Source organism: Autumnicola lenta (assembly GCF_031846515.1).
GTDB lineage: Bacteria > Bacteroidota > Bacteroidia > Flavobacteriales > Flavobacteriaceae > Autumnicola > Autumnicola lenta.
Genome location: NZ_JAVRHO010000030.1, coordinates 18,682 through 30,150 on the forward strand (window position 1 = coordinate 18,682; position 11,469 = coordinate 30,150).

Sequence of the window (11,469 nt, forward strand, 5' to 3'; positions counted from 1 at the left end):
TTGTTTAACTGCCTTTTATTTCTATCTGCTTCCATGAATTGCTGTTTTTAAAATAATTCTTGCTCCAAATGAACCTTTCTTAAGAATCCAGTGTTAGAAAATCCAAAACAACCAGTTATTTTTCTACATTCGGCCTCATTCAATAATAACATTCTAAAAACCATTTTTTATGAAAAAGAAATTTAAAGGATTGCAAGTGGTACTTGCTGTTTGTTTACTGGGCCTGTTTGGGGTCTCTTGTGAGTCTGAAAGCGTAGAGACAGAGCTTGATGAGGATTTTTCTCAACTATCTGAAGCTCCGTTTAAAAACTACATCGTGATTTCGGAAAGTAATGAAGTTACCAAAAGCTTTGAAAATGAAGTAAAAAAAGGCGCGACTGAAATAATTTATACTATTCCTGAAATTGGAGCAGTTATAGTTAATTCCAAAGATGCTGATTTTGTAAAAAATGCAATGAAGAAAAAGGGAGTAGTCTCAGTTATACCTGACTATGAGATAAAATGGATCCCTTCAAATATAGGTGTAGAAGCAAATCCACCGAGTATTGGAGATTCTGAGCCATACTATTTTTACGATTACCTTTGGGGATTAGATGCTATAGATGCACCTGAAGCATGGAATGCGGGCTTCACAGGGCAGGGAGCAAATGTGTTTGTTCTGGATTCAGGAATAGATGCAGATCATGTTGAAATTGCTGCAAATCTTAATGCCAGCCTATCTGCTTCTTTTGTACCGGAAGAGGACTGGAATATAAGACCAGGACAATACTTTAATCATGGTACACACGTAGCAGGAACCATTGCTGCAGTTCGAAATGGAGTGGGATTAATTGGAGTGGCCCCCGATGCAGAATTGGTTGCCGTTAAGGTTCTTTCAGAATATTCCGGAAGTGGGGCTTTCAGTTGGATTAATGCCGGAATCATTTATGCTGCAAATAATGATGCTGATGTTATAAATATGAGTTTAGGTGCTAATTTTTATAAGAATGGAAAATTAGTAGACGCTGATGGTAATGCATATCGTGTTTCACCAAAATACATACAGGAAATTATTCATCTTCAGCAAAGAGCTATAGACTATGCTTATAAAAGCGGAGTAACCTTAGTGGCTTCTGCAGGAAATGATGCTCACGATGCTGACGGGGATGGATCATGGATTAATATTCCCGGAGGCCTTAACAATGTTATTACAGTATCGGCAACAGCACCGGAAGGCTATGATTATCTTGCAGAATATACAGACTATGACGTACCTGCAAGTTATACAAATCATGGAAGATCACTAATAGATGTAGCAGCACCGGGAGGTGACGATGATGTTTCTGTTTATGATAACATCCTAAGTGCAGGTAGTGGTGGCGCTCTTTACTGGAGTGCAGGCACGAGTATGGCTGCGCCTCATGTATCTGGAATTGCTGCTCTTGTTATTGGTGGAAATGGCGGGGAAATGGATCCTCATGAAGTTACTAAACAAATCTATAAGACCGCAGATAATATCGTTAGTAATGGACAAAGTGTTTATTACGGACACGGAAGAGTGAATGCTTATAGGGCAGTTACTGAATAATTCCTATTTAAAGTCCAAAGCCTCCGAAATACCGGAGGCTTTTTTTATGAACAAATGTGAATAAAAGTTGTTCATAAAGCGTTGAAAACAAAATAGTTAAACAAAAGCTAAAATTGTTTTATGAAAAGAAGTTTCTTTTTAATTTTAAGTAAAGAATCTAGCTTCAAAGAAATGACAAAAGGATTTTCAATGAAAACTAGAATTTTTATGTAAAGAAAAAAATCTTTACATCCGGTTTTTATCTTCTATATAACGCTCATTTTTTGCAATGTCAAAAATAGTTTGAAAGATAAAAACCCTTACCGGAATATTTTTACTTTATAAGTTAAAACACTGTTCCGGATGAAATAATTTCCACCTATGTTGCTTCAAGCTTCTAAGGAAAATCCGGGTGATAAGAAATTATTTCAGTAGAAGCCATTTCATTTTAGCTACTAAGATGAAATGGCTTTTTTATTTCCTCTAATTTAGGAAGCTTTTAGCCTTTCCACGCTATGAAAAAAGCCTTAAATATGTTATATTGCGGGGGTTGAGGACGCTCTGGTGAAAACCGGGGCGTTTGCTAAATAATCTCATTATAAAAAACACATAAAAATGGCACAACAAACAAAAATTATTTATACCAAAACAGATGAGGCTCCCGCACTGGCCACTTATTCTTTTCTTCCAATTGTGCAAAAATTTACAAAAACAGCTAATATAGATCTTGAAACAAAAGATATTTCCCTTGCAGGAAGAATTCTTTCTCAGTTTCCGGAATATTTAAAAGACGACCAAAAAGTTTCCGATGCCCTCGCAGAACTAGGAGAACTTGCTAAAAAACCTGAAGCAAATATCATAAAGCTTCCAAACATAAGTGCTTCTATTCCTCAGTTAAAAGCAGCTATAAAGGAACTTCAGGAAAATGGTTATGATATTCCCAACTATCCTGATGAACTTTCTTCAGAGGAAGAAACAAAAATCAGGTCCAAATATGATAAGGTAAAAGGTAGTGCCGTAAATCCTGTGTTGCGAGAAGGAAATTCTGACAGACGTGCCCCTAAAGCTGTCAAGAATTTCGCAAAGAAGAATCCTCACAAAATGGGGGAATGGAGTTCAGATTCCAAGACTCATGTTGCCACAATGGACGCGGGTGATTTCAGACATACTGAAAAGTCTGTTACCATAGCCAAAGAAGGAAATGTTTCCATAGAATTCACTTCAGATTCTGGCGAGAAAAAATTACTAAAAGACAATATTAATTTACTGACAGGCGAAATTATTGATGCTGCTGTAATGAGCAGAAAAGCGCTTGTTGAATTTCTAAAAAAACAGGTTCAGGACGCTAAAGATAAAGATGTGCTTTTCTCTCTGCATATGAAAGCTACCATGATGAAGGTTTCTGATCCTATTATTTTTGGCCATGCAGTGAAAGTATTTTTTCAGGATATATTTCAGAAGTATGGGGACGATCTTAAAGGAGCAGGTGCCGATCCCAATAGTGGTTTAGGAGATATCCTGAGCGCGCTGGACAAACTTCCTGCAGACAAAAAAGAGAAAATTGAAGCAGATATCCAGTCAGATTTAAAAGACGGTCCAGACCTTGCCATGGTTAATTCTGATAAAGGAATTACAAACCTTCACGTACCAAGTGATGTAATTATTGATGCCTCTATGCCCGCTATGATTAGAACATCGGGCCAGATGTGGAATGCAGAAGGGAAACAACAGGATACGAAAGCGGTTATTCCTGATAGTAGCTATGCCGGAGTATACTCGGCTACTATAGATTTCTGTAAAAAGAATGGAGCTTTTGATCCTTCCACAATGGGAACTGTTCCTAATGTTGGTTTAATGGCACAAAAGGCTGAAGAATACGGTTCTCATGACAAAACTTTTGAAATTCCCGGAAAAGGAACAGTAAGGGTTGTCAATAATGCAGGAGAAGTTCTTCTCGAGCATGACGTTGAAGAAGGAGATATCTGGAGAATGTGCCAGGTAAAAGATGCTCCTGTACGGGATTGGGTAAAACTTGCCGTAAACCGTGCACGGGCTACGGGTGATCCTACAGTCTTTTGGCTTGATAATGAAAGAGCTCATGACGCACAATTGATCGAAAAAGTTCAGAAATACTTGCCCGAACATGATACAGAAGGGCTGGACATTAAAATAATGTCTCCTGTTGAAGCAACAGAATATACTCTTCGCAGAGTAAAAGATGGAAAAGATACTGTTTCTGTGACCGGAAATGTTCTTCGGGATTATTTAACAGATTTATTTCCAATTCTCGAATTAGGAACAAGTGCAAAAATGCTTTCCATTGTACCTCTTATGAATGGCGGTGGTTTATTTGAAACTGGTGCTGGTGGATCTGCCCCTAAGCACGTTCAGCAATTTGTTGAAGAAGGTCATTTGAGATGGGATTCTTTAGGAGAATTTCTTGCCCTGGCAGTTTCTCTGGAACATGCCGGTCAAAAGTACGACAACAAAAAGGCGCTTATTTTAGCTGAAGCCCTGGACGATGCAACAGATACATTTTTGGAGAATAGAAAATCACCTTCCCGTAAAGTAAATGAATTGGATAACAGGGGAAGTCATTTCTATCTTGCACTTTACTGGGCACAGGCATTGTCTAAGCAGGATAAAGATTCTGAAATGAAGGAATATTTTGAAAAAGTAGCAAGAGTCCTGGAGATAAAAGAAGACGAAATTGTAAAAGAGTTAAATGATGCTCAGGGGTCTTCTGTAAATATTGGAGGCTATTATAAACCAGATGACAAATTAACCTCTCAGGCCATGAGGCCCAGTGAAACGCTCAACCAGATTTTGGCTAATTAAAATTCTGAAATAGTTACTCTTAAAGAGGCTGTCCGAAATTGCCAATTATCGTCATCTTAAGCAGAACGGACGGTAAAGTAATTCAGGACAGCCTTTTTTTATTTATCATATTTAAATAAAAAATTAATAAACTGTATAAGATGAAACCCGAAGTTTCTGTTATTATTCCAACTTTTAATCGTGCTCATACGATTGGAGAAACTATTGATTGTATAGTTAATCAGACATTCAGGAACTGGGAATGTATTATTGTTGACGACGGCTCTACAGATGGAACAGAAGAATTTCTAGAAGAAAAATTGTTGGGAGATCCCAGGTTTATTTATCTTAAACGGCCTCTCCAGAGAAACAAAGGTGCAGCTTCCTGTCGTAATATAGGACTGGAAAAAGCAAAAGGAACATTTATTCAGTTTCTTGATTCTGATGATTTAGTTGCTAAAAATAAACTGGAAGAACAAACAGATATCCTAAAAAAATCTATACCAAATGCCATATCAACTTCAAAATGGGGAAGATTGGAACCTGAGTGGGAAGCCGCTAAGATTCATAAAAAAATCCCCACTTATTACAGTACTGGAAACCCCCAACAGTTGCTAAAGACCTTTGGAAAAGAATTTACTTACTTCCCGCTACATGTCTACCTTCTTCCAAAATCCCTTATAGAAAAAGCCGGAAACTGGAATGAAGAGTTGACGGTTAGCGACGATGGGGAATTTCTATGCCGTATGATCCTAAATAGTTCTGAAATTCTTTTCTCTTCCCGCACTTACGCAGTATATAAACAAGGAGCGGGCAATCGTTTAAATGGTCAGTTAAGTGAGAAAGGTATAGCCAGTTACATAAAAGCATGGACACTTAATGACAGCACAATTTTTAATTGTACCGGAGTGAAAAATCACGTTCTTGTAAGGCAGGCGAAATTGAATTTTTATAAACGCATGAAAAAATATAATCCGACCGTTATCAGACAATATCCAGACTTCTTTCATTCCCGGATGTCTTTGCTTAACTATTATTTCCTGAAAACTTCGGCAAAATTGAAAACCATCTTTTGAATCCAAAAATCACAGTAATAATTCCCACTTTTAACAGAGCTCATATTATAAGTGAGACTCTGGATTCGGTACACAATCAGACTTTTAGAGACTGGGAATGCCTAATTATTGATGACGGCTCTACAGATAATACTTCAGAAGTACTGAAAAACTATCTCCAGGACAGGCGTTTTAAATACTTTCAAAGACCAGAAACCAGAGAAAAAGGGGCATGTACCTGCAGAAACATCGGGATCGAAAAATCTTCAGGGGAGTATATACAGTTTCTTGATTCTGATGATGTACTTGGCTTAAACAAATTTGAAATTCAGCTAGAAAAATTACAGAAAGCCTCTCCGCTGAGCCTTGCCACCTGCAAATGGGGCGGATTGAAACCCAAGTGGGAGCATCCCCGTTTATATGAAGGACTGGCTTCTTACTTCAGCACAAAGAACCCTGTAGAAATCCTTGACAGTTTTGCAAAATGGTTTACCTATCTACCTATACAGACATATTTAGTGCCCCGGTTATTAATTAAAGAATCGGGAGTATGGAACAGTAGATTAAAAATAAACCAGGATGGGGAATTTTTCACCCGCGTAATTTTAAATTCTTCAGAAATAATCTTTTGTCCAGAAGCTTACGTGCTCTACCGCACTGGCAGTGGAAATCGCATAAGCACTCAAAGAGACACAAAAGAAGGCATAGATAACTACATTAAAAGCTGGAGCTTGATTGACGAGGCAATATCAGAAAAATTGAAGATTAGAAATCATTTTTATGTCAGGCAGGCAAAAGCGACATTATTTTCTTCTCTAAAAGATAAGCATCCGGAATGGATCCAAAATAATCAGGATTTTTTTCTTAATCGCACGCGCAGTTATATTTTCAAACTATTGAAACTGCAATCCAAAGTAAGAGACAAAATTTTCGTAAAGCAGGTTTCTTTAAAAAGCGGAAAATCTAATTAATTTTAGAAAATAGAAAGAATCCTTTTATCATAAGTTTAAATTATTTCCTTACAACTTTCTAATTCTTAAAAGATATTTTTTAAAAACTGCGATATCCTTATAAGCATACTAAGAATAAGTTAAACAACCAATGGCACCTTTCTAGAAGCCTTTGATTTACGAGCTTTGCAAGATGCAAAATCCGTTAGGCGAAAGAAATAAAAAGAAAGAATCAATTATTCTGGTAGTTCTGGGAACCCTCATTGCACTGGGTCCTTTTTCCATAGATGCATACCTCCCCGGCTTCACGAGAATAGCAGAGGATTTTAATACCACTATTGGCAAAGTAGGGCTTACTTTAACCAGTTACTTCATAGGAATTTCTTTGGGACAGTTAGCTTATGGTCCAATAATGGATAAATATGGACGAAAGATCCCTTTGTTAACAGGTCTGTTCATATATTTTTTTGCTGCAGTAAGCTGTTTTTACTCTCCAAATTTAGAGTGGTTAATCATATCACGTTTATTTCTCGCCATAGGTGCAGCCGCCGGGATGGTTGCCGCAAAGGCTGTAGTCCGGGACATATTTCCTGTAAACGAAGTAGCCGGCGCAATATCTGTTCTCATGTTAATCATGGGTGGTGCTCCTATTATTGCTCCCACTGTTGGCAGTTTTATTATTGAAAGCCTGGGCTGGAAAACCATTTTCTTATTTTTGGCACTATTCAGCTTTTTGATGATCCTAAGTGTGTATAAATTTCTACCGGAAAGTGTAGTTCCTAACAAAAAAGTACAATTACGGGCACGTCCGGTTCTTCAGAAGTATTGGGATATTCTTACCCACGAAAAATTCTGGAGTTTTTCTATGGCAGGAAGTTTTACGATTGGGGCCATGTTCGCTTATATATCTGATGCTCCAAAACTTTTCATGGGAAATTTTGATCTTACTCAAAAGGAATTCGGGATGTTGTTTGGCATAAATGCGGCCGGTCTAATTCTCGGAAGCCAGATAAATCGTTTATTCCTCAAAAGATTTTCCACTTTTGAGATTACATTTTTTAATAGTATCCTGTTGGTTGGTTTGGCCCTTCTATTTTTGCTCAACGGATTAGCAGGTCCAAACTTCTACGCTACAGTGGCGCTACTCTTCTGCATCTTATTTTTACTTGGTTTTCAAAATCCCAACACCACTGCACTCTCCCTCGAGCCTTTTGCCACTAAAGCCGGAAGAGCTTCAGCATTAATTGGAAGTCTTAAGATGATACTTGGAGCACTGGCTTCTTTCGCAATTAGCCTTTTTCATAGTCCAGGTGTGATTCCTTTGGCCACCATACTGTTATTTTGTTTGTTCATAAGTTTCCTTTTATTGTTTCGGTTTTCAGGTAAAGAAAAGAAGAGGCTGGCTCTCATCGAAAACTAGCTATCAACAAATGCTAAAGCTTTTTTAGTTAGACTACTGTAATGTATCTTTACAGAAAAAATTGGAAATCCAAAAGCTGCTACTTCTCTTATTCTGCTTATCATTTTTTAGTGTTGATGCCCAGGAAACATTTGTTATTAACGGTACAATCACAGACGTCGCGAGCAATGAAACACTTATTGGCGTAAACGTCCTTGTCCCTTCAGAAAGTACCGGAGTGGTCACTAATGAGTATGGATTTTTTTCAATTAAGCTTCCGGAAGGCACTTATAATATTCAGATTTCTTATATAGGATATCAAACCATTTCCAGACAAATAAATCTAAACCAGAATATCTCGGTTAATTTTGAAATGACCGAAGCGTCTGAAAGCCTGGAAGAAGTAGTTATTTCTGATGATATCGAACGTATAGATATTGAAAGTCCCGCGATGAGCGTGAACAAACTTTCTATAAATACCATTCAGAAATTACCCGTGGTTTTTGGAGAAGTGGATATAGTAAAATCTTTGCTTCTACTTCCCGGAGTATCAAATGCAGGTGAAGGTTCTTCCGGATTTAATGTACGGGGAGGCGCTGCCGATCAAAATCTAATTCTTCTGGATGAAGCTACAATATTTAATTCCTCCCATCTGTTTGGATTCTTTTCTGTATTTAATCCAGATGCGATAAAAGATCTAAAGCTATACAAAGGAGGGATTCCCGCAAAGTACGGGGGCAGGGTGTCTTCGGTTCTGGATATTTATCAGCGCGATGGTAACAGTAAAAAATTTAAAGCGCAGGGCGGTATAGGCATCATTTCCAGTCGGCTGTTGGCTGAAGGTCCTATTGTAAAAGACAAAGGTTCTTTTCTAATTGGCGGAAGAAGTTCCTATGCGCATTTGTTTCTGAAGCTAACAGATAATGAAAATTCTGCTTATTTCTACGACCTCAATACGAAGCTGAATTACAGAATTGATGCTAAAAATAAACTACTTTTTTCCGGATATTTTGGAAGAGATGTTTTTAATATCAGTGAAAATTTTGAAAATACGTATGGTAATACGGTCTTAAACCTCAGATGGAACCGCTTAAATTCTGACAATCTCTTCAGTAACTTATCCCTGATCTATAGTGATTATTACTACGGCTTAAAGCTGAATTTTGTACAGTTTAACTGGGACAGCGGAATAAAGAACATCAATTTGAAATATGATTTCAACCATTATCTTAACGACCAGTTCCAGCTAAAATACGGACTGCATAGCACGTACTACATCTTTAATCCCGGTGAAATTATACCTACCGGTGAAGATTCAGGTATTAATTATCTAAAACTCAATAATAAATACGCTGTGGAAAATGCCTTATACTTTTCTGTAGAACACGATATTTCAGATAAAATTACAGCGGAATATGGAGCGCGGCTTAGCAGTTTCTTGCGTTTAGGACAGGACGAATTGAATTTATATGAAGATGATCTTCCGGTAGTATATAATGAAGCTCAGGATATTTATTCCGAAGCCACTCCAATTGGAGTGCGCAGTGATAGCCGGAGCAAAGTGCTTAAGTCCTTTCTCAATATCGAACCAAGATTTTCTATCTCCTATAAATTGAAAAAAAATCAGTCGGTTAAAGGTAGTTATAACCGTATGACACAATATTTGCACCTTATATCAAATACCAGCTCCCCTACTCCTACAGATGTCTGGACGCCCAGCGGACCTTACATTGAGCCTCAAATCCTGGATCAGGTAGCTGTGGGATATTTCCGTAACATAGATAATGGCGCATTTTCCCTGGAAGTAGAAAGCTTTTACAAGAAAATTCAAAACCGGATTGATTATCTGAATGGTGCTAATTTAATTGCCAATAATGCCATAGAAACCGCAATCCTCAACGGGAGGGCCAGGGCATACGGACTTGAGGTTTTGCTGAAAAAGAATACCGGAAAATTTACAGGTTGGTTCGCGTATACCCTTTCAAGATCCGAACAACAAACCCCCGGACGCACACCAAATGAATCCGGAATAAACAACGGAGAATGGTACAATACAAATTTTGATAAAACACATGATTTAAGTCTTACCACTTCTTACGATCTGAATAAAAAGTGGCAATTGAATGCCAACCTCGTGTTCCAGACTGGCTTAGCCACTACGTACCCTAACGGTAGATATGAATATATGAACCTCTCTGTACCGGTATATGCAAGCCGTAACAGCAATCGCCTCCCGGCGTACCACAGGATGGATCTTTCAGCAACTTTCACCCCAAACAAAAATGGAAACAAGTCCTATGAATCCTCATGGAATTTCGGAATTTATAACATTTATAATCGCAAAAATGCATATTCCATTTCTTTCCGTGAGAATCTTGACACCCAGAGAAATGAGGCTGTGAGGCTATCCCTCTTTGGGATAATTCCTTCCGTTACTTACAACTTTAAATTCTAAAATGAAAAAAGCACTAAAAATAACCTTCCTACTACCTATCATTTTTTTGCTTTTTTCCTGCGAAGACGTGATAGAAATAGATTTAAAGGAAAGTGAGCCACGCCTTGTTATAGATGCCTCTATCCAGTGGATTAAAGGAACTCAAGGGAATCTGCAATTTATCCGATTAACAACAACCGCCCCTTATTATCAGGACGAAGTGCCGGCTGTTACCAATGCTGAGGTCCAGATAAGAGATGAACAGGGAGAAGTATATGTTTTCTACCATACCGAAGATGGATATTATCAAATTACTGATTTTAAACCTGTTGTTGGCATGCAGTACCAGCTAAGCGTCGTATATAACGATCAGCTTTACATGGCTACAGAAAGACTGGCACCTGTCGTAGACATAGATTTTGTGGAACAAACTTCAGGCGGAGGATTTGCGGGAGACGAAATAGAAATTAAAGCCTATTATACCGATCCTGCAGATGAAGAAAATTTCTATATGTTTTCCTTTGAAGAAGAAAGAACTATCTTTGAAATCTATGAAGATCAGTTCAATAACGGTAACCAGATTTTCGGCTATTACTCCGACGAAGACATAGAACCCGGGGATGAAATATTCATAGAAATGGCTGGTATTTCCAGGGCATATTATGAATATTTATTTGTATTACGTGCCCAGATAGGTACAAATTCGGGTGGTCCTTTTGAGACCAAGCCAGCGACATTAAAAGGTAATATTGTGAACCAGACAAATCAGGAAAACTATCCCCTTGGATATTTCCGACTATCAGAGGTCGCTACCACGACTTATGTGGTAGATTAAACAAGTATTGATATGAAGCATACCAACCGCGATGTCCTGGGAAAAGGAATTAAGTATCTTCTAATTGCCATGCCACTTATAGTAGTAGGTCCCTCTGTGATTTTCAGTGCTTTTAATAATCAGGACAAACCTTTATATATCCCAATCCTCATAGGCGGAATTGTAGTTGCTGCAGCAGCCATTTTCTTTATCTTTAAAGGAATTATAACAGTGATGAACGCCTTATTCGACTAGAAAAACTTCATTGTTAATTTTTATTTGGGCGTGCCCTTCGGGCCGGGCTATCCGCGCTACACGGTAGCCGCTCCTATCCCTCACGCAAAAATTTCTACTAGGGATCGATAATTGTAATTTTTAAGGTATCATCTTAAAATAACCAGAAAGATACTTTTTGAGAAACAGATTGTTTGCACGAATAGTTCCTTCCCTTTTT

Annotated in this window: 8 protein-coding genes; all 8 read left to right on the forward strand. The window is 38.0% G+C overall.

Features of this window, described 5'->3' with window-relative positions:
• Window positions 1-169 precede the first annotated feature (169 nt).
• Window positions 170-1,567, forward strand: coding sequence for a S8 family peptidase (locus RM545_RS15685; RefSeq protein WP_311496235.1), 1,398 nt, complete (start codon window positions 170-172; stop codon window positions 1,565-1,567).
• A gap of 594 nt (window positions 1,568-2,161) precedes the next feature.
• Entirely contained in the window at window positions 2,162-4,384 is a 2,223-nt protein-coding gene (locus tag RM545_RS15690) for an NADP-dependent isocitrate dehydrogenase (protein ID WP_311496236.1), read from the forward strand.
• Between the two features lie 140 nt (window positions 4,385-4,524).
• A complete protein-coding gene (locus RM545_RS15695; RefSeq protein ID WP_311496237.1) occupies window positions 4,525-5,439 on the forward strand; it encodes a glycosyltransferase family 2 protein in 915 nt (304 codons plus the stop codon).
• Window positions 5,436-6,389, forward strand: a complete 954-nt coding sequence (locus RM545_RS15700) for a glycosyltransferase family 2 protein (protein ID WP_311496238.1) — start codon at window positions 5,436-5,438, stop codon at window positions 6,387-6,389. Before RM545_RS15695 ends, RM545_RS15700 begins: the two co-directional genes overlap by 4 nt.
• 172 nt (window positions 6,390-6,561) lie before the next feature.
• Window positions 6,562-7,788, forward strand: coding sequence for a multidrug effflux MFS transporter (locus RM545_RS15705; protein WP_311496239.1), 1,227 nt, complete (start codon window positions 6,562-6,564; stop codon window positions 7,786-7,788).
• Window positions 7,789-7,849: 61 nt separating this feature from the next.
• Window positions 7,850-10,222: a TonB-dependent receptor gene (locus RM545_RS15710; protein ID WP_432264590.1), complete on the forward strand. Its 2,373-nt coding sequence runs from the start codon at window positions 7,850-7,852 to the stop codon at window positions 10,220-10,222.
• A 1-nt stretch (window position 10,223) separates the two neighbouring features.
• Window positions 10,224-11,036: a DUF4249 domain-containing protein gene (locus tag RM545_RS15715; RefSeq protein ID WP_311496240.1), complete on the forward strand. Its 813-nt coding sequence runs from the start codon at window positions 10,224-10,226 to the stop codon at window positions 11,034-11,036.
• Between the two features lie 12 nt (window positions 11,037-11,048).
• A complete protein-coding gene (locus RM545_RS15720; RefSeq protein ID WP_311496241.1) occupies window positions 11,049-11,270 on the forward strand; it encodes a DUF6095 family protein in 222 nt (73 codons plus the stop codon).
• The last annotated feature ends 199 nt before the right edge of the window (window positions 11,271-11,469 follow it).

What these genes read in the sequence shown, in the direction of transcription:
- RM545_RS15685 (WP_311496235.1), top strand. Translation starts at nt 170, where the DNA reads ATGAAAAAGAAATTTAAAGGATTGCAAGTGGTACTTGCTGTTTGTTTA.
- RM545_RS15690 (WP_311496236.1), top strand. Translation starts at nt 2,162, where the DNA reads ATGGCACAACAAACAAAAATTATTTATACCAAAACAGATGAGGCTCCC.
- RM545_RS15695 (WP_311496237.1), top strand. Translation starts at nt 4,525, where the DNA reads ATGAAACCCGAAGTTTCTGTTATTATTCCAACTTTTAATCGTGCTCAT.
- RM545_RS15705 (WP_311496239.1), top strand. Translation starts at nt 6,562, where the DNA reads ATGCAAAATCCGTTAGGCGAAAGAAATAAAAAGAAAGAATCAATTATT.
- RM545_RS15715 (WP_311496240.1), top strand. Translation starts at nt 10,224, where the DNA reads ATGAAAAAAGCACTAAAAATAACCTTCCTACTACCTATCATTTTTTTG.
- RM545_RS15720 (WP_311496241.1), top strand. Translation starts at nt 11,049, where the DNA reads ATGAAGCATACCAACCGCGATGTCCTGGGAAAAGGAATTAAGTATCTT.